Annotated in this window: 36 protein-coding genes; 18 read left to right on the top strand and 18 right to left on the bottom strand. The window is 59.1% G+C overall.

Going from position 1 to position 18,049, the window contains the following annotated elements; translation table 11 throughout:
- Positions 1-312 precede the first annotated feature (312 nt).
- The 16 genes from C4Q26_RS21950 to C4Q26_RS21875 form a co-directional block, all read right to left on the bottom strand.
- Positions 313-993 (bottom strand): hypothetical protein, encoded by a 681-nt coding sequence (locus tag C4Q26_RS21950; protein ID WP_039615319.1) that lies wholly within the window; start codon positions 991-993, stop codon positions 313-315.
- 115 nt (positions 994-1,108) lie between these two features.
- The gene (locus tag C4Q26_RS21945; protein WP_104883534.1) at positions 1,109-1,375 is read right to left on the bottom strand and encodes a hypothetical protein; all 267 of its coding nucleotides are present in this window, start codon (positions 1,373-1,375) and stop codon (positions 1,109-1,111) included.
- Positions 1,372-1,974: a recombination protein NinG gene (locus C4Q26_RS21940; protein ID WP_104883533.1), complete on the bottom strand. Its 603-nt coding sequence runs from the start codon at positions 1,972-1,974 to the stop codon at positions 1,372-1,374. The genes C4Q26_RS21945 and C4Q26_RS21940 overlap by 4 nt, the downstream gene beginning before the upstream one ends.
- The gene (locus tag C4Q26_RS21935) at positions 1,965-2,288 is read right to left on the bottom strand and encodes a hypothetical protein (RefSeq protein WP_104883532.1); all 324 of its coding nucleotides are present in this window, start codon (positions 2,286-2,288) and stop codon (positions 1,965-1,967) included. The genes C4Q26_RS21940 and C4Q26_RS21935 overlap by 10 nt, the downstream gene beginning before the upstream one ends.
- Positions 2,285-2,755 (bottom strand): hypothetical protein, encoded by a 471-nt coding sequence (locus tag C4Q26_RS21930; RefSeq protein ID WP_104883531.1) that lies wholly within the window; start codon positions 2,753-2,755, stop codon positions 2,285-2,287. The genes C4Q26_RS21935 and C4Q26_RS21930 overlap by 4 nt, the downstream gene beginning before the upstream one ends.
- Complete coding sequence (locus C4Q26_RS28150; RefSeq protein WP_177429820.1) at positions 2,752-2,907, bottom strand: hypothetical protein; 156 nt, start codon at positions 2,905-2,907, stop codon at positions 2,752-2,754. Before C4Q26_RS28150 ends, C4Q26_RS21930 begins: the two co-directional genes overlap by 4 nt.
- Positions 2,907-3,668 carry a replication protein P gene (locus C4Q26_RS21925; RefSeq protein WP_104883530.1) on the bottom strand — a complete coding sequence of 254 codons (762 nt, stop codon included), beginning with the start codon at positions 3,666-3,668 and terminating at the stop codon, positions 2,907-2,909. The genes C4Q26_RS28150 and C4Q26_RS21925 overlap by 1 nt, the downstream gene beginning before the upstream one ends.
- On the bottom strand, positions 3,665-4,444 hold the full coding sequence (locus C4Q26_RS21920; protein WP_104883529.1) for a helix-turn-helix domain-containing protein: 780 nt from the start codon (positions 4,442-4,444) through the stop codon (positions 3,665-3,667). Before C4Q26_RS21920 ends, C4Q26_RS21925 begins: the two co-directional genes overlap by 4 nt.
- Positions 4,441-4,917: an ead/Ea22-like family protein gene (locus tag C4Q26_RS21915; protein ID WP_104883528.1), complete on the bottom strand. Its 477-nt coding sequence runs from the start codon at positions 4,915-4,917 to the stop codon at positions 4,441-4,443. Before C4Q26_RS21915 ends, C4Q26_RS21920 begins: the two co-directional genes overlap by 4 nt.
- A complete protein-coding gene (locus tag C4Q26_RS21910; protein WP_104883527.1) occupies positions 4,914-5,165 on the bottom strand; it encodes a hypothetical protein in 252 nt (83 codons plus the stop codon). The genes C4Q26_RS21915 and C4Q26_RS21910 overlap by 4 nt, the downstream gene beginning before the upstream one ends.
- Positions 5,162-6,010: a Rha family transcriptional regulator gene (locus tag C4Q26_RS21905; RefSeq protein WP_371919554.1), complete on the bottom strand. Its 849-nt coding sequence runs from the start codon at positions 6,008-6,010 to the stop codon at positions 5,162-5,164. Before C4Q26_RS21905 ends, C4Q26_RS21910 begins: the two co-directional genes overlap by 4 nt.
- 287 nt (positions 6,011-6,297) lie before the next feature.
- Complete coding sequence (locus C4Q26_RS21900; RefSeq protein WP_104883525.1) at positions 6,298-6,549, bottom strand: hypothetical protein; 252 nt, start codon at positions 6,547-6,549, stop codon at positions 6,298-6,300.
- Between the two features lie 73 nt (positions 6,550-6,622).
- Positions 6,623-6,832 (bottom strand): hypothetical protein, encoded by a 210-nt coding sequence (locus C4Q26_RS21895; protein WP_104883524.1) that lies wholly within the window; start codon positions 6,830-6,832, stop codon positions 6,623-6,625.
- Between the two features lie 19 nt (positions 6,833-6,851).
- Positions 6,852-7,058 (bottom strand): hypothetical protein, encoded by a 207-nt coding sequence (locus C4Q26_RS21890; RefSeq protein WP_027907143.1) that lies wholly within the window; start codon positions 7,056-7,058, stop codon positions 6,852-6,854.
- 290 nt (positions 7,059-7,348) lie between these two features.
- Entirely contained in the window at positions 7,349-7,549 is a 201-nt protein-coding gene (locus tag C4Q26_RS21880) for a hypothetical protein (RefSeq protein WP_104883522.1), read from the bottom strand.
- Positions 7,550-7,581: 32 nt separating this feature from the next.
- Positions 7,582-7,791, bottom strand: a complete 210-nt coding sequence (locus C4Q26_RS21875; protein ID WP_099593511.1) for a Cro/CI family transcriptional regulator — start codon at positions 7,789-7,791, stop codon at positions 7,582-7,584.
- 88 nt (positions 7,792-7,879) lie between these two features.
- Here C4Q26_RS21875 and C4Q26_RS21870 point away from each other — a divergent pair, with 88 nt between their 5' ends.
- From C4Q26_RS21870 to C4Q26_RS21800, 17 genes are all read left to right on the top strand, one after another.
- A complete protein-coding gene (locus C4Q26_RS21870) occupies positions 7,880-8,545 on the top strand; it encodes a LexA family transcriptional regulator (RefSeq protein WP_104884063.1) in 666 nt (221 codons plus the stop codon).
- A gap of 9 nt (positions 8,546-8,554) precedes the next feature.
- On the top strand, positions 8,555-8,869 hold the full coding sequence (locus C4Q26_RS21865; RefSeq protein ID WP_371919553.1) for a hypothetical protein: 315 nt from the start codon (positions 8,555-8,557) through the stop codon (positions 8,867-8,869).
- A gap of 70 nt (positions 8,870-8,939) precedes the next feature.
- Complete coding sequence (locus tag C4Q26_RS27935; protein ID WP_158664906.1) at positions 8,940-9,779, top strand: GAF domain-containing protein; 840 nt, start codon at positions 8,940-8,942, stop codon at positions 9,777-9,779.
- A complete protein-coding gene (locus C4Q26_RS27930) occupies positions 9,779-10,270 on the top strand; it encodes a hypothetical protein (RefSeq protein WP_158664905.1) in 492 nt (163 codons plus the stop codon). The genes C4Q26_RS27935 and C4Q26_RS27930 overlap by 1 nt, the downstream gene beginning before the upstream one ends.
- A 77-nt stretch (positions 10,271-10,347) precedes the next feature.
- A complete protein-coding gene (locus tag C4Q26_RS21860) occupies positions 10,348-10,584 on the top strand; it encodes a hypothetical protein (RefSeq protein WP_104883521.1) in 237 nt (78 codons plus the stop codon).
- 56 nt (positions 10,585-10,640) lie between these two features.
- On the top strand, positions 10,641-10,949 hold the full coding sequence (gene bamE, locus C4Q26_RS21855) for an outer membrane protein assembly factor BamE (RefSeq protein WP_104883520.1): 309 nt from the start codon (positions 10,641-10,643) through the stop codon (positions 10,947-10,949).
- A 720-nt stretch (positions 10,950-11,669) separates the two neighbouring features.
- Positions 11,670-11,966, top strand: a complete 297-nt coding sequence (locus C4Q26_RS21850; protein WP_104883519.1) for a hypothetical protein — start codon at positions 11,670-11,672, stop codon at positions 11,964-11,966.
- 426 nt (positions 11,967-12,392) lie between these two features.
- On the top strand, positions 12,393-12,647 hold the full coding sequence (locus C4Q26_RS21840) for a hypothetical protein (RefSeq protein WP_027907149.1): 255 nt from the start codon (positions 12,393-12,395) through the stop codon (positions 12,645-12,647).
- On the top strand, positions 12,644-12,874 hold the full coding sequence (locus C4Q26_RS21835; protein ID WP_104881534.1) for a hypothetical protein: 231 nt from the start codon (positions 12,644-12,646) through the stop codon (positions 12,872-12,874). The genes C4Q26_RS21840 and C4Q26_RS21835 overlap by 4 nt, the downstream gene beginning before the upstream one ends.
- Positions 12,871-13,086: a hypothetical protein gene (locus tag C4Q26_RS21830; RefSeq protein WP_104883517.1), complete on the top strand. Its 216-nt coding sequence runs from the start codon at positions 12,871-12,873 to the stop codon at positions 13,084-13,086. Before C4Q26_RS21835 ends, C4Q26_RS21830 begins: the two co-directional genes overlap by 4 nt.
- Positions 13,087-13,203: 117 nt before the next feature.
- Positions 13,204-13,350, top strand: a complete 147-nt coding sequence (locus C4Q26_RS28145) for a hypothetical protein (RefSeq protein WP_177429842.1) — start codon at positions 13,204-13,206, stop codon at positions 13,348-13,350.
- Between the two features lie 10 nt (positions 13,351-13,360).
- Positions 13,361-14,227, top strand: coding sequence for an ATP-binding protein (locus C4Q26_RS21825; RefSeq protein WP_104883516.1), 867 nt, complete (start codon positions 13,361-13,363; stop codon positions 14,225-14,227).
- Complete coding sequence (locus C4Q26_RS21820; protein WP_104883515.1) at positions 14,224-14,895, top strand: 3'-5' exonuclease; 672 nt, start codon at positions 14,224-14,226, stop codon at positions 14,893-14,895. The genes C4Q26_RS21825 and C4Q26_RS21820 overlap by 4 nt, the downstream gene beginning before the upstream one ends.
- Positions 14,896-14,903: 8 nt before the next feature.
- Positions 14,904-15,443, top strand: a complete 540-nt coding sequence (locus tag C4Q26_RS21815) for a single-stranded DNA-binding protein (RefSeq protein WP_104883514.1) — start codon at positions 14,904-14,906, stop codon at positions 15,441-15,443.
- Positions 15,444-15,445: 2 nt separating this feature from the next.
- The gene (locus C4Q26_RS21810; protein WP_060507212.1) at positions 15,446-15,640 is read left to right on the top strand and encodes a hypothetical protein; all 195 of its coding nucleotides are present in this window, start codon (positions 15,446-15,448) and stop codon (positions 15,638-15,640) included.
- A 41-nt stretch (positions 15,641-15,681) separates the two neighbouring features.
- On the top strand, positions 15,682-16,029 hold the full coding sequence (locus tag C4Q26_RS21805; RefSeq protein ID WP_104883513.1) for a hypothetical protein: 348 nt from the start codon (positions 15,682-15,684) through the stop codon (positions 16,027-16,029).
- Positions 16,004-16,315 carry a hypothetical protein gene (locus tag C4Q26_RS21800; RefSeq protein ID WP_104883512.1) on the top strand — a complete coding sequence of 104 codons (312 nt, stop codon included), beginning with the start codon at positions 16,004-16,006 and terminating at the stop codon, positions 16,313-16,315. Before C4Q26_RS21805 ends, C4Q26_RS21800 begins: the two co-directional genes overlap by 26 nt.
- A gap of 15 nt (positions 16,316-16,330) precedes the next feature.
- Here C4Q26_RS21800 and C4Q26_RS21795 read toward each other — a convergent pair whose 3' ends face one another.
- Positions 16,331-16,729 carry a hypothetical protein gene (locus C4Q26_RS21795; protein WP_104883511.1) on the bottom strand — a complete coding sequence of 133 codons (399 nt, stop codon included), beginning with the start codon at positions 16,727-16,729 and terminating at the stop codon, positions 16,331-16,333.
- A gap of 198 nt (positions 16,730-16,927) precedes the next feature.
- Here C4Q26_RS21795 and C4Q26_RS21790 point away from each other — a divergent pair, with 198 nt between their 5' ends.
- Positions 16,928-17,341 carry a hypothetical protein gene (locus C4Q26_RS21790; RefSeq protein ID WP_104883510.1) on the top strand — a complete coding sequence of 138 codons (414 nt, stop codon included), beginning with the start codon at positions 16,928-16,930 and terminating at the stop codon, positions 17,339-17,341.
- 366 nt (positions 17,342-17,707) lie between these two features.
- Here the strand turns inward: C4Q26_RS21790 and C4Q26_RS21780 are convergent, their stop codons facing one another.
- Complete coding sequence (locus C4Q26_RS21780) at positions 17,708-18,004, bottom strand: hypothetical protein (RefSeq protein ID WP_027907851.1); 297 nt, start codon at positions 18,002-18,004, stop codon at positions 17,708-17,710.
- Between the last annotated feature and the right edge of the window lie 45 nt (positions 18,005-18,049).

Raw genomic sequence — 18,049 nt, 5'->3', positions numbered from 1 at the left:
TCCGGTCACGCGCCACCCTGAAAGCATGTGAGGTCAGGGTGCGCGGGCTGCCGGTGTTTTTCCGTACACCACACTACCGGCTAGCAGTGTCCAGGCTGTCCCGTTAGGGCCTGCCCTGGCTGCAGTTGCGTTTCTTGCGGGAACAAAAATCCCGGCGCTTGGCCGGGACTCTTGAGGCCCTCTTCGGGCAATAAAAAACCCGGCTCATTGGCCGGGTTTCTTTTCGTCACTCCTCAACACGCGCAGGAATGACAGGATGGAGCAAATTTACGACATGGCGACATGATATTGCAAGCCCTTTTGAGGCCATTTTCACGCGGCCTCGTCGAACAGCACGCCAATCGCTTCAAGCATGTGCTGGGCCTCGGTCAGCGCCTCGTTCACCAGCGACTCCAGCGCGCCCTTGATTGCCCGGTTCCAACGCTGGTAGGTGCGCTCGGTCAGGCCTTGGGAATCCCAGTTGGTCATGTCGTAGTTCGACTCGGCCAGGACGATCATCTCCCCCGGCTTCACCTCGGCCACGGCACGGGCGTGCTTGTTGGCGCGCTCAGCAGCGGCAGCAGCAGCCTTGTTGCGCCAATCCCACTGCCCTTCCCGTTCGTTTTCGCGAGGGTCAGGCGCCTTGAACTGGGGCACCTTGCGCTGAATGCCCTTCGTTTGCTGCGGAACCGCCCAGACCAGAACTGCCTGCTGAGTGAAGCGCTTCGGCGCCGGGGTTGGCACGATGGCGACCAGGCGGCCGATGGAATCGATCTTGCGCCCCTTGTGCGTGCTGTACTTCGCCACCAGGGCATTCCAGTGTCGTGGGCTGAGCTGGGCGTGCAGCAGTTTGTGCACGATCGAGTCAGCCAGCAGCGCGGCATCCTTCCCCGATATCTCGCCCTTGAGCTTGCTGGTCTGCACCCGAGGCTCGACATTGCAGCCGCCGGCGCTGTTGATCGTCTCAGCCGCCAGGGCGCGAACCACCGCTGATACCACGTTCTGATAGCTCATTCGCCCTTCTCCTTTTTCATCCGATCCGATACGCGCATGGCGCGCCAAACGCACAAGTTGCTTGCCACGATCAACGCCAGCACGAGGATGTGCGCTGCGTCATTCCAATCCCAAGTCATGCCGCACTTCTCCCCTCGATCTGCTGCTCACAGCGCTTGCAGCGAACCCAGTTTCCAGCATCGAACATCGGCATTTTCCCGGCGCTGACGGCATCGATGCCGCAGAGGGAGTGCCATGACACCGCCACCCCTTGGCCGTCCAGCGCCGGCAGTTCGAACTCTTTCTCGAAGTAGTGCGCCCGCCCGGTGATCGGGAACATCGGCTTCAACCAGCCCTCGGAGGCCTGCGTGGGCGGGCCACCGATCATTGCTGCCTTGGTCATGCTGCCGCACTCCGCAGGTCTTTGAGTTTTTGCCTGTACAGGGCTTTGATGGCCTGCAGGTCCTCGATGGTCAGGCGCTGGGGCTTATGAGGCCCTTCGATCCAGTCGACTTGGTCGGCGCCGATGCGCTTCACCAGACGGATGCGGTACTCGACCGCGTTCCCCGACAGGTTGCGGTTGCACTTCACGCACTGGCGGTGGACGTTCAGCGGCTCGAAGCGCAGTTCCGGGCAGGCGCCCACAGACCGGTAATGTCCGGCGTCCCAGCGACTGCCGGTGATGAGGTCGTGGTCGCTCGGGTTCGAGTCGCAGCTGATGCACGGCAGGCCGGCGTCGCGCTCACGGATGTAGGCGTTAAACGCGGCCTGGGCCTCGGCCATGTGCTCGCGGCGGGTCTTCAGCTTCTCTCGGCGCTCCTGCAGTTCTTGGCGGGCCTGCTTGGTGATCGCCTTGGCCGCAATCTTCTGCACCTTTGAATCCTTCGACATGGCCAGGGCGCAGGCGATGCTGCACACCTTCTGCGTGGTCATGGTCGGCTTGAAGGGCTTGCCGCAACCTGGTGCCTTGCACTTCTTCGACTTGATCTCGGTTACGCGCATGGCTCGGCCTCCTTGGCTTTCTGCTGCTCGGGCTCGAAGTCGCCGCGCAGGGGAATCAGGAAGCGCTCTTGAATCAAGAAAATGCCGCCGACATCGACGCGCCCACTATCCCCTACCGCTGTAGCTCCTTCAGCATGTACGGCCCACGCCACGTACCCGCTGGCATTCGTGGCCTTCCTGCCATTTGACGTATCGAACACCTGGCCAGGGGCAAGCTTGATAATCAGCTCTACGGCCCTGCCGATATTCGGTGACGTCCCAGTGCGAGATCCGGCAACCAGCGCCAGGTCTCCCGGCTTGAACTGATGGCTCATGCCGCCTCCTCGCTGAGCAAATCGCTGAACACCACGCCCTGCGGCGAGAACTCGGCCACGATGCGGTCGGTGTACTGGCAGCCCTGGGCCCGGTCGAACAGCCGGGTCACCGGGAAGCCATCCGGCCCGAACATGGCGCACGGCCCCATCAGGCGCAGCTTCACCTCATACGGCAGATGGATGAACGACTCCGCCCAACCGGTGCGGAACTCGTCGCAGCCGGCGCGCATGATCGGCACGCCGAAGTGCAGCTTGCAGTACCGGCGCACATCCTCGATGTCGCCCATCTCAGTGCTTTTGGCGATGCGGTCGTACATGGCAAACCACAGGGCGTTCTGGTCCAGGGTGCGGTCCTTGCCTGGGCGCATGGTGACCACGACGAACTTCTTGTCGCGGAACAGACGGGTGAGCATGGTTACGGCCTCGGACAGCTTGGCCTGGCAATTGACGCTGATTTTCTCGGTCATGGCCTTGCCCTCCCGATGGCGCAGTTGTAGGTGGTGTTGCCGATGTAGAAGCCACCGATGCGGTCGCAGTCGTTCTTGATGCTCTCGTGAGCTCCAACCCAGCCGCCGAGCGCGCAAAGCGCAAAGACGAAGGCAAGCCAGAGGGAATTCATCACACCCCCTCCCCGGCCGGCTGCCCGGCGCGCTTGATGTTCAACTTAGCCAGCAGGTGTGCACGGCATGCGGCGGCGCTCGATGGGATCTGCTGAATCTCCAGCAGGCGGACCTGGCGCTGATTCGCGTACTCGTCAGCCAGCTCGACCAGGCTCTTCTGACTGTCGTGGCCGATACCGGTGGCGATGTCGCCCAGTGGCTCGCCGGCCACCAGCATGCGAATGGTGATGTCGTAGGCCCGAGCAAAGACCTTCTCGGCCCGCTCCACCTCCATCGACCCCAGGTTCTGCGCCTCGCACTGCAGGGCCGCGTGGCGCACCGCTGCATGCGACCAGGTGCGGGAATCTGCCCTGCTGGGGTGGAAGTTCTCCAGCGCCTCTGCCAGGGCCCGCGCAAGCGGCGGAATGCCCATCTCCTCCGGCGTCGGCTGGCACAGCTTGATGAACTTGCCGCTGCTCGGGGCGAAGTCGGTACCCAGCACCCGGCACTTCTGGATGCCGAAGCGGATCTGCTCGAGCGTGTTGATGCCCGCGGTTACGAAGGACTTGATCCAGCTGCGCTTGGCAGCCTTCAGGGCCTCGTCATCCGGCCAGGCCTGCTTCCACGCCGGGAAGATGGCCTGCAGTTCCTTGAACAGGGCGTTGACCACTTCGGTGGTGCCTGGGTCCAGCTGCTTGGCCGGAGCCTGCACCTCGGCTGGCAGGTTGCGGGCCGTGGCCATGATCTGCGTCACGCTGCGCAGTTTCGGTTGTTCGGTCATAAGCCCCCCAGGTCATCAGCCCAGCTGGTGTCGTTGAAGTCGGGACCGTTGCGGCGCTGGCCCTGCTGTGCACCCGGCAGCACCTTCTCCGGGAACAGGCCGGTCCAGCCGTTGCTGATCGATTGGTTGATCACGGCGTCGGGTGCGTGGTGCTTGGCCAGCTGGGCGGCCTGGCGCCCGCACGACGTCTTGGTCAGGCGCTTGCCGATTTCCTTGCGGTGCTGGCACCAATCAGCCCATACGGCGTCGCTGACGTTTGCCGGCTTTGCAGTCATCGGATCGAACTTAGGAGCCTTCTTCGGAGCCGCAGGAGCGTCAGCGACTGGCCCCTTCGGTTCTTTGGTGGTTCCTTGATGGTTAATTGATGGATTGGGTGCAGCTCCTGCACCCCGTTCTGTCGTGGTTTGCACCCCGTTCTGTCGTGAGCTGCACCCCGTTGCGTCGTCATTTGCACCCCGTTCGGAACCGGGTGCAGCTGGTGCACCCCGTTCTACGCACAGGTCGTAAACGGTTGGGCGGCGGTCGTGACGGTCGATGTAGGCGCCGGCAATAGCCTGATTCCCAAGGCGAATTGCCCCGATCTCCAGCAGGTGGTCGAGCTTGTACTTCACCGTGCGGATGGACAGGCCGGTGTCATCGCTGATGCTGGCGGAGGACGGAAAAGCCCCTCGGCCGTTCTTGTCGGCATAGTTGGCCAGGACCAGCAGCACGTAGCGCGCAGTGGCGTCTACGATGTCGCGCTGCTCCAATGCCCAGGACATGGATTGGACGCTCATTGGCCGCGCTCCTTGTCCTTCTCAGCACGGCGCTTTTCGCGGTAGGCGTACACCTCTTCCAGGCCTTCCTCGATCTTCACCACCTCGCGGTCGAAGTAGGCCTGGGCCTGGGTCTCTACTTCCGGCGGCAGCTCGCCAGGGCCACGCAAGCCGTTCCAGATCCACTGCATCGCGGCATCAGCACCCTTCCCTTGTTGCCATTCCACAACGGCGGCACGCATGCCAAGCAGATAGCGCCCAAACAGCAGGTCGATCTCCTTGACTTGCATGCGCAGCGCCTCGTTCTCGTCGAGCAGCTCCAGGATCGAAGCGGGACTGGCGGCAGCGATGAACGCGGCATCAGCCAGAGATCGGGCCTTGGCAACGAGATAGTCTTCAATATCGTCGTTATGAACTTCGAAGCCGTCCTGGGCCCACTGGCCCTGGCTCGCAGCCTGAGCCGTTGTCTTGAGTTGATCCTTGCCGACAGTCATGACGGCTCGCTCCCCTCACGCATAGCGCGCAGCTTGTCGCGCTGGATGATTTCGGTGCACTTGGCGTTTCCATAGAAGCAGGCGTCTGGCATGCCTTTCGGATCGGAAAGGCAGCAGTCGGAGCAGATCCAGCCGCATTCGCCCCGGGCGGCCTGGTCGGTCCAGTCACGCATCTGCTTGTTCATTCCATCCAGGTAGGCGGGGAACTCACTGGCCGGCATTTCGGTGATCTTCACGAAGTCGCTCATGCTGCACCCCGCACGGCCTTGTCGTGGGTGTGCAGACCGTCCCAGTTCTTCTTCATGGGCAGCTCGCCGGCTAGGTACAGCTCGTACAGGCGCACGGCGCCTTTGCGCAGCAGGATCGGCGTGTAGCTGATGAATGCCTCTTTCCCGTGCGGGGTGATCTCCTGCTGGTGCTCGGTCATGTACTTGTCGCGGGCGTAGGCAGCGACGCGGTACCGGGTACCGGACTTGCTCTCGTTGTAGAGCCAGTTGCGGCCTTCGAGGAAATGGCCAACCTGCATCACGTTGACCCCATTGAGGCCCTTGCAGAACTGAACGTGGCTCATGCCTTCCTTGAACAGGTTTTCCAGGCTGTCGATCTTCTTGGCCTGGGCCTCGACTTGGACAGTGAGCAGGACGCGGGCTTTCTCCGACTCAAGGGCCATCTGGAGGATTTCCAGCTTGCTGAGGTCGGCGGGCTGGGCCGGGGCGGCTTTCGCCAAGCGCCAGAACTCCTTGACCAGGCGCTTCTTGAAGTCGCGGACTATCGAGGTGTTACGCATGTAGGTGAGCAACAGGGTCGCTTGCTGTTCATTAAGCAACGCGATCTCGCGGGCTTGGGCGCCGCCAGGAGTTTCAAAGGGTTCGATTTGAAATCTGACCCCTCCGAATTCGCTGAAATCGGCCTGATACTTGCGAACCAGCGCGATCACGCTGGCGTGCTCGTTGTCAGTTTCTCGGGCGATGGTGACGGTGCTGGTGACAGCTTCGCGATCGAACACCGTGACTATTTCCGTGCGCGCCACGAAATCGTGGTTCGCATTTTGTGGCGCGGGCCTGGACAGGGCCTGTACACTTTGGGTCTGCATATGCATAATTCCCTTCACAAGTTGTGTATTGCAGAGAGCCGGGCCGCGAACCCGGCTTTTTTGTCTCTGCGATTTTGTGTTGCGGTGCTGCATTGGGTGTCCGGCGCATCCGTGGTAGCTTTTTGCTTCCACACAACAAGGTCCAAGGAGACCGGACATGGCTGAAAAATCTGTCGAGCAAATGGCTCGTGACACGCTTAACGCCCTCATCGCTGGCGGCTACTTCAAAGGCTCGATCATTAACCTCACATCTGATGGCCTGACCCTGGACAAGGAATCCCTGGCCGTTATTGAGGGCCAGCTTCGGAACTACTACTCGACTGGGATTTATGCCCCTGTTCCGCCAATGACCGGATCGTTCCGCCTGTGAAATAGCGCGACATGAATACGAAGGCTGAGGCGAACGCTTCGCCGTGAGCTCTGGCCTTCTCCTCATTAATGTCGTCGCGCATGATGTAGCCGACCGACTCCTTCAGCGACTCAGCGCAGGCCCGCGCAAAGATCAGTTGGATTTCCTGTTTCAATTCTTCTTGGGTCATGCCCTTCTCCTGCTCTATTGGTTCGACCCCAATGAGGGACTAGCGCCCGGGTCCCTAATTAGGGATCGGACGGTTACCTCGGCGCCGCGAACGGCACCACGTTGTTGCTCTTGGGCTTGCCTCGCATTGCAATGAATCGGGTGGCCATGCCGACGATCTGCGACGCCAGCTCATCCGGGGTCAGGCCTACCTCTTCCGCCCAGGCTTCAAGCGCCTGGAAATCCGTCTTGCGGAAGTTCTCGACCTTTACGTCGTGCTGCACTGCTTCATTCGCAGGTGACATGCGTCCTCCCATGACCTATTCAGGCCCTGGCCTTCTTCTCGTTGATCAGCGGCAGGTGGCCGTGCTCTTTCTTGAACGCCAGCGCAGCCAGGATGATTTCCCGGGCCAGCACGCTGTGCTGAGCCTTGAGCTCCAGGGCGTACCCCTTCAGCTCGTTGAAGTCCTCGTCATCCAAGCGGACCTTGACCTGGTGGTCGTGTCGGTGTGCTTTGTCGTCGTAGGCCATCAGGTGATCCCCTGGATGCTTTTGTCGTTTGAGGTTGAGTGTTATGAGGGCCTCCGCCCTACCCTGAAGAGTCCCTCGCAGAGGCCCTTATTGGGGGCACCAACTGCAAGACTTTGGCCTTTCGGCGGCCAACCACTGACAAGGCTCCACTGGCTACAGCTGCTTCGAACACTTCGTTCATCGCTCTACTGAAATCCCAGTTGTTAGCCCTCATCAGCCCCTCTACTCGCTGCCGCGCAACCGGCGGCAGCTGATCAAGCTGTACGGTCATTTGGGCCTCCAAAGGGCCTTCAGCCCGCGATATCTTCTTGCTTGTCCTGCATCAGCTCCTCGATAACGCCGTTGGCTACTGCCCACTCGATGATTTCGTAGAGATAGGTCGCGTGTTGCATACGGGTTTTGCTCGCTGCTTTGCGGAGAATCCGGTCGAGCACGGGCTCGAAACGGACCTTCACCGGGATGGCGCGCTTCTGATTCGGGTCTTGGTACATGCTTGGTTGGCTCCTTGCGGCTATGAAATTGGTTAAGCGGCGGATTTAGCTGTTGGCCGAACGCACAGTTCGCGAGCAGTGATCACGCCGGATGTGAGTTCTTCTGCCTTGAAGGCCTTCTCGGCGCTCATGAAGTGGATCCCGGACACCCAGTACGAAACCGCAGCCTGGGATACGCCGAGAGCCAATGCTGTTTTGGTCTGGCCGCCGAAGAATTCGACGAGCCTTTCTATGGGGGTCATACGCGATCCCTCCTGATAAGCCTGCTTATATCGTATGAATAAGGAGCCTTATTTGCAACCCTATAAGGCAACTTATAAATTGCTGTGCATGACGACACTCGCCCAACGCATGAAAATCGCCCGCTCGCACGCCAAGCTCACCCAGAAGCAACTGGCTGAAAAAGCAGGCGTAGAGCAACCAGCCATATCGCAGCTGGAAACAGGAAAGAGCCTGAAAAGCGCTCACATAGCGGCTATCGCAAAGGCCTGTGGGGTCAGCGCAATTTGGCTCGATAAAGGCATTGGCGAGATGACTGACGGCGCGCCTGGATTCGACGCTAACGTCGAGCCTGCATCGGGGCCTTTCAGGTATTACGAGTACCCAGAAATAAGCTGGGTCCAGGCGGGGATGCCCGTGGAAGCTGTAGAGATTTCGAACGTCGCATTGTGCGAGGTTCACCCATCGGATGCCTGGGCTGGCCCGAACGGGTTCTGGCTCAAGGTGAAAGGCCCCTCGATGACCTCGCCAAATGGCATGTCGTTCCCTGAGGGTATGGTGATCCTGGTGGCCCCAGGTTTCGACGTTGAGAGCAGCCAGTTCGTGGTGGCCAAGATGGTCGACACCAATGAAGCGACCTTCAAGCAGTTCATCTGGGATTCTGGCCGTGCCTTCCTCAAGCCGCTGAACCCTTCGTTCCCGACTGTCGAGATGGATGGCGAGTGGGTTCTGGTTGGACGGGTGGTTGATGCTAAATGGCCTAGATCGGCTCTGTGAGGAGTTGCCATGCCCCTAACCAAGCCCAACCAAGAACTCCGCCGCGACCTCAAGGAGGCCGCCTCTACTCTCAAGTGGTCGGGCGTGGACCTCTTCACCTTCGCCAAGAAGCTTCTGGCCGCAGGGGATGAGGACGGGGCAAACCAGCTGATGGAGATCTCCCTTCGCTTCCAGGATGTCGAGGACAAGCTGCAGGGGTATGCAGAAGAGGTGAAGATAGGGCTTATCTCCAGGGAAAAGAGTAGCGCCATACCATCGAGCGCTTCTGAGCTGGAACACAAACTTATTGCAGAAAACATAGAAGCCATCACGCAAAAGGATTAATCGAGTCAGCAGAATCATTTAATTTAAAGCAAATAAAGCCATACGCACTTAAACTGTACCGAGCTGACTCATGATCAACAGCGGAATTTTGAGACGTCAAATATATAGATTTTCCGAAATCACTTGGATGGGAATATCTGCAGCATTAGCTGTAATGGGGTGGATCCTGTCCATCGATGGCGATGAGGATTGGACAAAAGAACGACCAATTGTATGGCGCGCATTTGAAGTCATCCAAAACAACTCACTATACATTTATTTGTTAATTGGCATCTTGGCAATAGCTACCTTTTGGGCTAAAAGAAAATGCGATCCTTGGCTAATTGAAAAGCTCAAGTTCATCCTGAATGGCTATCAGCAGGGCGCTTTCGCTGGAGATGATCCAGTGCTACGGGATCGGGATCGCGTCACAATATTCAAGCACACCGGAAGCACTTGCTTTGTGCGCCACTGGAGTTCCACCTCGCGTCTTGCTCCCTGGGGGAAAAACCCTATTTTCTCGCGTTATCTGGTACCCATTCTTCGCTCCGGACATACATCTCAGAATTCAAAAGCAGCTTTTTTCGCTCCCGATGTAGCTGATAAGGCAGAGGGCATCGCGGGCCGCGCCTGGGCGACAAATCGCCCAATCGTCTTATGCGACCTTCCAGACATCACAGAAAACTCTAAGGTCCGGGATAAGAAAAGCTATGCAGCCTCGACGTTTAGTGACGTTGGCATGCTTGAAAAGTACATAAGTGATGGTCGCAAGCTACCACGATCTATCGCAGCAATCCCGATCGAAAGCTGTGGGCGGGTCTGGGGCGTTGTTGTACTTGACAGCGCAAACCCAAATGGTGTATCGCCGGATTCTGTGTCACACTATAGCCTGACGGTCGCCTTGATTGGCGAGCTTTTGGAGAGAGTTTAATGAAATCTAATCACATATCCGAATGGATTACTGTCTCCCAAGAAGAGATCAATAAGCCGACCTCGGAAAATAAGAATGGGATTAAGATTCACTTCATGATCTCACCCTTTGATGTCCCAGTAGCCACTCGCGCTGGAGTTGAGGAATCAGACAAAGGGCCTGGCACATATTTTTTAGAGTTTAAATATATTTCCGAAGAGAAAAATAGCCGAATAATAAATGGCGATACTGGAATCCAGTTTGAAGTCGGAAAAAACAGTAGGAAAATTCATAAAATAATGATTGACCTATCGAAATTCACCGATGGAATTAGTGATTCGGAGCTTAACGTGGCGGTGAGCTTTAATATCGATGAATCATTAAAAGATTTAGAGAGCGGTAGCTCCAATCTAGTTAACTCAAACAATGCTGATGCAATACGCAAGATCATTAGAGGATCAAAGGGCTCCGAAGGCGTACCTGTCAGCCCTGTAAATCACCATCAAACATAGAACCAGCTTCGGACTAGCCCGCCTCGGCGGGCTTTTTCATGCCTGCTACGATTTCCTCATGACTTGGAGGAATCGCCATGGCCGACCTTCCCGACGATCCGACAGCCGCCCTGCTCTTTCGGCTGAACCAGAACATCAACGCACTCGGCGCCGCAGTCGAAGAGGTGGGGATCTGGCTCGACCAGCGAGGCGCCTCAGAGGCGTACGACCGTATCAACGAGCACCTGGAAGTACTGATGGAAAACAGCGATTCCATTGCTGAATTGCTGGCCTACCTGATTTCCAAGTCGAATCCTGATAGCCCTGACGGCTGAGTGATGGCTGGTTGCCAGAGTGGTAGGATGGCGTCTCAATTCACAGGGAGGTCGCCATGCTTCGCCACATACACCGATTCTTTCTCGCCGCAGTAGTCGCCGTTCTTGCGGGCTGCGCCGGCACCCCATTCACCTTCGGCCAGGCCAGCCAGGTCAAGGTCGGCATGACCGAAGATCAGCTTTACGAGATCATGGGCAACCCCTACATGGTCACATCCAGGGAAGACGGCCAGATGTGGGTCTACAGCCATGCCACAGCATTCGGCGGCGCGAAGTCCGTGTCGTTCGAAACAAAGGATGGAAAGGTGACCAAGGTGCCGTATATCCCGAAGGATTTCATCGCCAAGCCCAGCCCTGACGAGTGATCCAGCCCTTCCAATGAAGCCCGCCTAGCGCGGGCTTTTTTGTGGGCGCTATAAAAATTATAAGCACGCTTATTGACAGCAAAAATAAGCATCCTTATATTTCATCTCAAGCAGTCACTCACGAGGGACTGCAGAGGCCCTCAAGCCTCACCGCTCTTTCACATCGATGGGAACCTCGCGGATCGATCCCGGCAACGGCACAGCGCGAGCAATAAATTCGATCCCCATGCCAGCTCTGGAACTGGCCAGCTCGAAGTCAGGCGGAACGTCAGCGCGGCAGGAACACAGGCCGGGCAACGGAAAGCGGATGGAGGGTTGCGCTGCAAACGCTCCCTGCCGGGATGCCCTCAGAACGGGCGTCGGTGCCTGGCACAGCGCGAGCAGCGATTAACCAAGAGGAGGAACCTGCCCATGAAGTAGATAGACCAGCCGGAACGCGGACCGGCACTCCACGACGGACTGCCCACACAACGGGCCGCAGAGCTGCAGTCGGCAGTCGTGTAGCGAACACCTTACCCAGCGACCACCCCGCCGAGGCCGATCGACGCGAGGTGATAGGGAAGCTCCAGGCCAACCGAACTGAGAGCAGGGCCGTCGGCGGCTGAGCTCGAGCGATCACCGCTGACGCAATGCCCCGGCCTGTCGCCAGTAGCGAGGCCGGGATTTCACCAGGTGCCATTCAGAGAGTGGCATCTGGGAAATCAACCAGAGGAACACAGCATGAGCATCACATTCGACGCGGATAGCGTCAGCGTTGAAAGCGTGGGCCGGAACAGCCAGGTGCGCGTGGCGGTTGAAGGCAAAGGCAGCGACATCGCTGAGTCGCTGCACATCGACGATCGATTGCACGACCTGGAGCCCCACGAGATCGTCAACCACATCGGCGCCGGCAAGCTTCTGGAAACCATGGACGAGGCCGAGATATCCGAATGGCTGGCCAGCAGCGATGTCGACCCGACCGAATTCCTCAACGCTATCGGCGAGGAAGAGGTTCTGCGCTGGCTCAACAACGAGTAAGCGCCACGACAGCCTGTCGTTAACTGCCCGATGCCCTGCTCCCCATCGCAGGCTGCATCGGGGTGTGAACTGAATCCTGCCGCCAAGCAGCACAGCTTCTATCCAGCGAGATCGGGAGGAACGAACACCGGTCGATGCAGAGATTGGCTCCTGCCAGTTCACACCCCGATGCAGATAAGCGCCCAGCTCAGGGCGCGGTTACCGAAGCACCTGTGGACGTCCCTTCCCTCGCTCTGAGGGTAAACGAATTGCACCGCTGGATGGGTCCACGCCAAGCCAGCTGCCGGGGTAGCGCCCGGCATCTGCATCCCCTTCCCTTCACATACGACCGCATTGGCAGGCGCCAGGCCACCTTTCACGGTGGGTTTGGTCACCCGCGCCTGACGTCTGGCCAATGCGGCCGCACAACCACCCCTGGAGGCGACCATGGCTCGTGAGTATGAGCTGTACGCAGACAGCGCCCAAGCCCGGGAGGTCGACCGCCAGTACCAGCTATTCGGCGACACGGCCTGGGCTGACCACCTGACCTCGAAGCAGGCCAGGGCAAACAACGAAGCTTGGAACACGATGATCCGCGAACGTGATGAGCGCCAGCGGGCAGAAAGCCGCCGAGTGATCGGCTCGGCTCTCGACAAGATGGAAACCATGTGCGGCTCAGGTGCCGCCCGGAGGACTGCATGAACAGAGGAACACGCGACGAGGTGGTCGCCATCATCAACTCGCGTTTCGTGGCCATCGAAGCCTCGTTCAGCGAAGGGTTGCGCGGCGAACTGTCGATGGCCATCGACCTTGCCGGACTGACCGGCGCGATCGACATTCCCAAGCAGCGCGGTTATGCCGAGCGCCTGAACCAAATTGTCACTCGAAAGCATCAGCAGTGGATGGAAGAAAACGGGAGGGTGGCATGACTACGCCTATTGTGATGTCGCTTATTGACGAGCAGGTAGCTGAGGCTGAGCACACAGTCCCTGACGACCGAATCCTCATGGTGTTCAAAGGCCTGACCCTGGAAGACGCCATGAACCAGGCGCGCATGGCGCACATCGAGAACCCGGCTGCATGGTCTGGCCGCGCCTATTTGTGCGGCATTTGCACCCTCGCCTACGAGGTCCGCACGTGAGCCGCCAGCAGGCCAGACGCATGGCGTTCTGGCGCGGCAGTTTCATCACCTTATCCCTCTGCACCGCTTGGATGCTCGCCAGCGCGTACGCGGACCGCATCACTTCCTGAGGCAACCATGAACACGACACCTCGCCAGGCCGCCCAGCTCGACTGGAGCACAGTCGGATCATTCTCGCCTGAGTGGTACCAGGGCGAAGAGCGCAAAGAGTACGAAGAAGAGGCCGCTCGCATCGAGCGGCAGTGGGACAACCAACCGAACTGAAGGCATCCCAATGTTCAAGAAAGCCGAACGTAAGCAGGCAAGGCTACGGCTAGCACTTACCGGCCCATCTGGATCAGGCAAGACCTATTCCGCGCTGCAACTGGCCATCGGCCTGGGCGGCACGATCGCGGTAATCGATACCGAGCACGAAAGCGCCTCGCTGTACGCCGACCTGACCGACTTCGATGTCATGGGGCTGAGCGCGCCGTACTCGCCGGAGCGGTACATCGAGGCCATCAAGGCTGCAGAGGCAGGCGGCTACTCGACGCTGATCATCGACAGCTACTCCCACGAGTGGGTCGGTTCCGGTGGCTGCCTTGAGATCAACGACACGATCGCCAAGCAGCGCTACAAGGGCAACACCTGGTCGGCCTGGAACGAGACGACGCCGCGCCACCGCAAGCTCGTCGACACAATCCTAACCAGCCCGCTGCACATCATCTGCACGATGCGCAGCAAGACCGAGACGGTCCAGGGCGAAGGCAAGAAGATCCTCAAGCTTGGCATGAAGTCCGAGCAGCGTGACGGTTCTGACTACGAGTTCACCGTGGTGCTCGACCTCCTCCACGACGGCAACGTTGCCGTGGCCACCAAGGACCGGACCCGGCTCTTCGATCAGCCTGAAGTGATCAGCCCGGATACCGGCCGGCGCCTCCTGGCCTGGCTAAACGATGGCAAGTCTCAGGCTGACCTGCAGGCCGCAGCACTCGACGATGCCCTGTCGAAGATTCCACTCACGGAGACGATGCAGGAGCTGCAGAGCGTGTTCTCGGCAGCTTATCGCGTCCTCGAGCAGTCCCCTCACCTCCTTGCGCAGTTGAACGCCGCGAAGGATCAGCGCAAGTACCAACTCACCCCTCAGGAGCAATCGGCATGAATGCCTTCATCTTCGACAGCGAAACCACTGGCTTCAACGAGCCACAATTGGTCGAGGCCGCTTGGCTGCAACTGGCGGCCACCCCAGGCCTGCCAGTGGCTGGCGAATTCCTACAGCGCTACAAACCGGGCAAGCCGATCGAGCTCGGCGCACTGGCCACCAGCCACATCCTTGATGAGGAGCTGGCGGATTGCCCGGACCATACCGAGTTCGCGCTGCCTGCCGAGGTTGAGTATCTGATCGGTCACAACGTCGACTACGACTGGGGTGTCATTGGCCGTCCGGATCTCAAGCGTATCTGCACCGCGGCGCTGAGCCGTCGCCTATGGCCAAACGCCGATAGCCACTCACAATCGGCGATGATCTACCTGCACTACCGCGAGCAAGCCCAGGGCCTGCTCCGCAATGCTCACGCAGCCCTGGATGATGTGAAGAACTGCCGACTGCTGCTGGTCAAGATTCTCGATGCCCTAGCTGCCGAGCTGGGCCGCCCGGTGGCCGACTGGGAAGAACTCTGGAGCATCTCTGAAGACGCCCGCATCCCGACCGTAATCGGGTTCGGCAAACACCGCGGCACCAAGTTCAGCGATCTGCCGGCCGACTACCGTCGCTGGCTGCTCAACCAACCTGACCTCGACCCGTTCGTTCGCAAAGCACTGCAGCGCTAGGAGAAAACATGGCCCGCGGCGTAAACAAAGTCATCCTGGTCGGCACCTGTGGCCAGGACCCAGAGGTCCGCTACCTGCCCAATGGCAACGCGGTCACCAACCTAAGCCTGGCCACCAGCGAGGCCTGGACCGATAAGCAGACAGACCAGAAGGTCGAGAAGACCGAATGGCACCGGGTGGTGCTGTTTGGCAAGGTCGCAGAGATCGCTGGCGAGTATCTGTGCAAAGGGTCGCAGTGCTACATCGAAGGCAAGCTCAAGACCCGTGAATGGGAAAAGGACGGCATCAAGCGGTACAGCACCGAGGTTCACGTTGACATCAACGGCACCCTCCAGCTGCTGGGCGGCCGGCCGGATAACCAGGGCGGTGGCCAGCAGCAACAACAGCGGCAGCCTCAACAGCAGCGGCAACAGCGCCAGCAGCCTCGGCAGCAGAACAACTACAACCAAAATGACAACTACGGGCATCAGAACCAGCAGTCGGCGCCGCCGGACAACTTCGACGACGACATACCGTTCGCGCCCCTCCACCACCTGGTAGGTGCATAACCATGAGCGATTGCGGCGAGCATCCCAGCGTCTACTACCTTGGCCGGGAATGCCGCCGAAACGGTGGCGGCAAGATGGCCAACCCATTCGCCTATCACACGTTCCATGGGGCCTGGTTCTTGGCCGGCTGGAACGACATGGATCTTGAGATTGAGCAGAAAAATCCGAAGCGCGCTGCAAAGAACAAGGCGGCGTGAGCATTTCCACCTTCCACCAAGCGGCCTGCAGGAGGTCGAGCATGGCATCCCTTTTCGACGCATCGATTCGCAAGCCGGTCCGAAAGCTGTACATCACCCGCAGCGGCGGCCAGTACCGGCCTGATGATGTGGCCCTGGCATTCGCGCTGAGCCTGCGCATGCACGACAGCGCGGATCATCTGCGCAGGCTGGCCCGGCGCTTGGTCGATAAGGTCTGCCTGGAGCACCAGCCGAACATGAAGCGCCTGGCCCGCGAGCCGGACGACGCCAAGATGTTCGACGCCGCGCTCAAGATCATCAACCGGGTGTGCGACCTGCTCGACATCGGGCCGGGCGCCACCTTTGTGCGCAATGGAGGCGATGATGGCTCTGACGCAGCAGCAGCGTGACGAGAAGCGCAGGGCCAAGGCCGAGCGCCTACAGGAAGAAGACCTGCGCTTGAAGGTTCGACCAGGGACTAAGCAGGCCCTGCTGGAGCTGATGGAGTGGGCCGGGATCGAGGAACAGGGCGAGGCGATGACGCTAATGATTCATCACCTGCATGGGCTGGGCCCGGGCGGAGCGCTGCCGCTGTTGACGCCTCCGCGCCACGAAATCACGGTATCACCGGATGTGGCGCGAAGGCTTGAGATGTTCAGGGCAAGTGAATCGCTTCGCGTCCTCAGCGACGTGTAGTGCCAATAACCTGAGTTACTCCGTGTCCAAGTCAGCCTGTATGCGAGCGGCTACCGATGGAGCCCAGTTCTGCCCCGTCAGTTGATACGTAGAGCGAGTCTTACTCACGATGTGGATCTTGTAGCTTTCGGAGGCTTTGGTCGTTGGAGTGATGAAAAGCCCAACCACTTCTCCCCATGTTGCAATTCCCGCAGGAACTTCAGACTTAATCACCCCTGCCGACTTGTTCATTTCGACGATAGCCATGTTGGTGCTCATAGCATTAACCGAGGACTTCCAGACCTCCGCGTATGGCTTGTGGGCGACCTCTAGGGTAATTCCACTGTCAGTAGGTTCAAGGCTATCGATGGTTGAGCATGCGGTTGCGCCAGCAGCCAATACACAAACCCCCATAGCCCGCAGCCAGCGTTTCATCACGTTTCGATTCCTTATTTGATCGACCTATAGAGGCGGCAAGCGCGCACAAAAAAGGCACCTGCGAAGCAGATGCCTTGATACCGGATTAAGCAGGGATAAAGCCCCGCTCCGGCTCGATGAGTAAACACCATTCGAACCAAAATTGCCACCATGCCGCCACCAGCACGGAGGGGCGGCGCATGCATGGAGAAAGCCATGAGTAACTTCAACTGCGACTACGTTCGCCGCCACTACGACGTGCCGGCAGAGATCGGGCGACGCGTCATCGCGAACGGTGAGCCAGGCGTGATCATGGCCGACCGGGGCCACTACATCGGCGTCATCCTGGACAGCGACCCGAAGAAGCGCATCCGCAACTACCACCCTACCTGGAAAATGCAGTACGGCGAGATGTCCGAGAAGCTGCCGCTCAAGCAGTGGGAGGTGCTCACTAACGACCTGTACGACTGGGATGATGTGCGGTACATGCTGGGCGATGCGCGCCATTACGTGCAGCGCGTGTGGGCAGCCACTCGCAGCCAGGCCAAGTACCGGGCCTATCAGGAGCTTGTTGAGTGCTTCAACGACGACGCTACCGCCATGCTGTCGTTCAAGGTACGCGCCGCCTGACTCTCCGCCGCTGCCGGACAATTAGCGGCCCGATAACGATCTACTTACACTGCAACGCAACTTCACCCAAAGGACCACCGGTTCCATTTGCTGAAAATGCGACGACGCACTGCATCGCCCCACAATTGCAATTGTATACGGCGTGCTTATTCCCAATCAGGTTTGCCTGGTCAGAGCATCCGCAAGCACTTGGAGCAACGTTGGCCTGCGGCTGCGCCTCCACCTTTTCACCGCAGCCAACCAACTGGGCGGCTACCAGAGCAATTCCGAAAACGATGAGAAATCTCATTAGAGTTCTCCTTGTTCGACCATATCGGAATAGCACACACCAACTACCTGAACAAACTGGCGCTGCCCGCCAGCGCCTCAGGAGCCTTCGCTTTTCACCTGGCAAATCCCGTTAGCCCGGTCCTTCCCGGTATACGAGACATCAGGCGAGCCGTCCGGGTTGATCGACAGCGAGATTGTCACCCCACTGCCTTTGGCTTCGAAGTAGTTCTCGTTGAACTTCTTCAGCTTGCCTTCTTTGCCGTTGATATAAATCGGTCCGCCCTTGTCGGCGTGCACCTCGATGTTTCCTGGGCACGTCGCGTTCACCAGTGGAATGCCAGCCTGAGCCGCGCCCGACGCAGCCAGCAACGCACAAATCATTAACCGCTTCATCTCACGCTCCCTGAATGGATTGACCGAGAGCCAAGCAATAGCCCA

Origin of the sequence: Pseudomonas sp. SWI44, from assembly GCF_002947915.1 — a bacterium.
Classification (GTDB): Bacteria; Pseudomonadota; Gammaproteobacteria; order Pseudomonadales; family Pseudomonadaceae; genus Aquipseudomonas; species Aquipseudomonas taiwanensis.
The sequence above is the reverse complement of the archived record's forward strand: the minus strand, read 5'-3'. Positions and strand labels throughout refer to the sequence as shown.

What these genes read in the sequence shown, in the direction of transcription:
- C4Q26_RS21935 (WP_104883532.1), bottom strand. Translation starts at nt 2,288, where the DNA reads ATGAGCCATCAGTTCAAGCCGGGAGACCTGGCGCTGGTTGCCGGATCT.
- C4Q26_RS28150 (WP_177429820.1), bottom strand. Translation starts at nt 2,907, where the DNA reads ATGAATTCCCTCTGGCTTGCCTTCGTCTTTGCGCTTTGCGCGCTCGGC.
- C4Q26_RS21860 (WP_104883521.1), top strand. Translation starts at nt 10,348, where the DNA reads ATGGCCGACCTTCCCGACGATCCGACAGCCGCCCTGCTCTTTCGGCTG.
- C4Q26_RS21930 (WP_104883531.1), bottom strand. Translation starts at nt 2,755, where the DNA reads ATGACCGAGAAAATCAGCGTCAATTGCCAGGCCAAGCTGTCCGAGGCC.
- C4Q26_RS21870 (WP_104884063.1), top strand. Translation starts at nt 7,880, where the DNA reads ATGACGACACTCGCCCAACGCATGAAAATCGCCCGCTCGCACGCCAAG.
- C4Q26_RS21880 (WP_104883522.1), bottom strand. Translation starts at nt 7,549, where the DNA reads ATGTACCAAGACCCGAATCAGAAGCGCGCCATCCCGGTGAAGGTCCGT.
- C4Q26_RS21945 (WP_104883534.1), bottom strand. Translation starts at nt 1,375, where the DNA reads ATGACCAAGGCAGCAATGATCGGTGGCCCGCCCACGCAGGCCTCCGAG.
- C4Q26_RS21825 (WP_104883516.1), top strand. Translation starts at nt 13,361, where the DNA reads ATGTTCAAGAAAGCCGAACGTAAGCAGGCAAGGCTACGGCTAGCACTT.
- C4Q26_RS21910 (WP_104883527.1), bottom strand. Translation starts at nt 5,165, where the DNA reads ATGAGCGACTTCGTGAAGATCACCGAAATGCCGGCCAGTGAGTTCCCC.
- C4Q26_RS21835 (WP_104881534.1), top strand. Translation starts at nt 12,644, where the DNA reads ATGAACAGAGGAACACGCGACGAGGTGGTCGCCATCATCAACTCGCGT.
- C4Q26_RS21920 (WP_104883529.1), bottom strand. Translation starts at nt 4,444, where the DNA reads ATGAGCGTCCAATCCATGTCCTGGGCATTGGAGCAGCGCGACATCGTA.
- C4Q26_RS21805 (WP_104883513.1), top strand. Translation starts at nt 15,682, where the DNA reads ATGGCATCCCTTTTCGACGCATCGATTCGCAAGCCGGTCCGAAAGCTG.
- C4Q26_RS27935 (WP_158664906.1), top strand. Translation starts at nt 8,940, where the DNA reads ATGATCAACAGCGGAATTTTGAGACGTCAAATATATAGATTTTCCGAA.
- C4Q26_RS21810 (WP_060507212.1), top strand. Translation starts at nt 15,446, where the DNA reads ATGAGCGATTGCGGCGAGCATCCCAGCGTCTACTACCTTGGCCGGGAA.
- C4Q26_RS21800 (WP_104883512.1), top strand. Translation starts at nt 16,004, where the DNA reads ATGGCTCTGACGCAGCAGCAGCGTGACGAGAAGCGCAGGGCCAAGGCC.
- C4Q26_RS28145 (WP_177429842.1), top strand. Translation starts at nt 13,204, where the DNA reads ATGAACACGACACCTCGCCAGGCCGCCCAGCTCGACTGGAGCACAGTC.
- C4Q26_RS21875 (WP_099593511.1), bottom strand. Translation starts at nt 7,791, where the DNA reads ATGACCCCCATAGAAAGGCTCGTCGAATTCTTCGGCGGCCAGACCAAA.
- C4Q26_RS21915 (WP_104883528.1), bottom strand. Translation starts at nt 4,917, where the DNA reads ATGACTGTCGGCAAGGATCAACTCAAGACAACGGCTCAGGCTGCGAGC.
- bamE (WP_104883520.1), top strand. Translation starts at nt 10,641, where the DNA reads ATGCTTCGCCACATACACCGATTCTTTCTCGCCGCAGTAGTCGCCGTT.
- C4Q26_RS21780 (WP_027907851.1), bottom strand. Translation starts at nt 18,004, where the DNA reads ATGAAGCGGTTAATGATTTGTGCGTTGCTGGCTGCGTCGGGCGCGGCT.
- C4Q26_RS21900 (WP_104883525.1), bottom strand. Translation starts at nt 6,549, where the DNA reads ATGACCCAAGAAGAATTGAAACAGGAAATCCAACTGATCTTTGCGCGG.
- C4Q26_RS21895 (WP_104883524.1), bottom strand. Translation starts at nt 6,832, where the DNA reads ATGTCACCTGCGAATGAAGCAGTGCAGCACGACGTAAAGGTCGAGAAC.
- C4Q26_RS21940 (WP_104883533.1), bottom strand. Translation starts at nt 1,974, where the DNA reads ATGCGCGTAACCGAGATCAAGTCGAAGAAGTGCAAGGCACCAGGTTGC.
- C4Q26_RS27930 (WP_158664905.1), top strand. Translation starts at nt 9,779, where the DNA reads ATGAAATCTAATCACATATCCGAATGGATTACTGTCTCCCAAGAAGAG.
- C4Q26_RS21925 (WP_104883530.1), bottom strand. Translation starts at nt 3,668, where the DNA reads ATGACCGAACAACCGAAACTGCGCAGCGTGACGCAGATCATGGCCACG.
- C4Q26_RS21850 (WP_104883519.1), top strand. Translation starts at nt 11,670, where the DNA reads ATGAGCATCACATTCGACGCGGATAGCGTCAGCGTTGAAAGCGTGGGC.
- C4Q26_RS21815 (WP_104883514.1), top strand. Translation starts at nt 14,904, where the DNA reads ATGGCCCGCGGCGTAAACAAAGTCATCCTGGTCGGCACCTGTGGCCAG.
- C4Q26_RS21865 (WP_371919553.1), top strand. Translation starts at nt 8,555, where the DNA reads ATGCCCCTAACCAAGCCCAACCAAGAACTCCGCCGCGACCTCAAGGAG.
- C4Q26_RS21950 (WP_039615319.1), bottom strand. Translation starts at nt 993, where the DNA reads ATGAGCTATCAGAACGTGGTATCAGCGGTGGTTCGCGCCCTGGCGGCT.
- C4Q26_RS21795 (WP_104883511.1), bottom strand. Translation starts at nt 16,729, where the DNA reads ATGAAACGCTGGCTGCGGGCTATGGGGGTTTGTGTATTGGCTGCTGGC.
- C4Q26_RS21840 (WP_027907149.1), top strand. Translation starts at nt 12,393, where the DNA reads ATGGCTCGTGAGTATGAGCTGTACGCAGACAGCGCCCAAGCCCGGGAG.
- C4Q26_RS21905 (WP_371919554.1), bottom strand. Translation starts at nt 6,010, where the DNA reads ATGCAGACCCAAAGTGTACAGGCCCTGTCCAGGCCCGCGCCACAAAAT.
- C4Q26_RS21820 (WP_104883515.1), top strand. Translation starts at nt 14,224, where the DNA reads ATGAATGCCTTCATCTTCGACAGCGAAACCACTGGCTTCAACGAGCCA.
- C4Q26_RS21890 (WP_027907143.1), bottom strand. Translation starts at nt 7,058, where the DNA reads ATGGCCTACGACGACAAAGCACACCGACACGACCACCAGGTCAAGGTC.
- C4Q26_RS21790 (WP_104883510.1), top strand. Translation starts at nt 16,928, where the DNA reads ATGAGTAACTTCAACTGCGACTACGTTCGCCGCCACTACGACGTGCCG.
- C4Q26_RS21830 (WP_104883517.1), top strand. Translation starts at nt 12,871, where the DNA reads ATGACTACGCCTATTGTGATGTCGCTTATTGACGAGCAGGTAGCTGAG.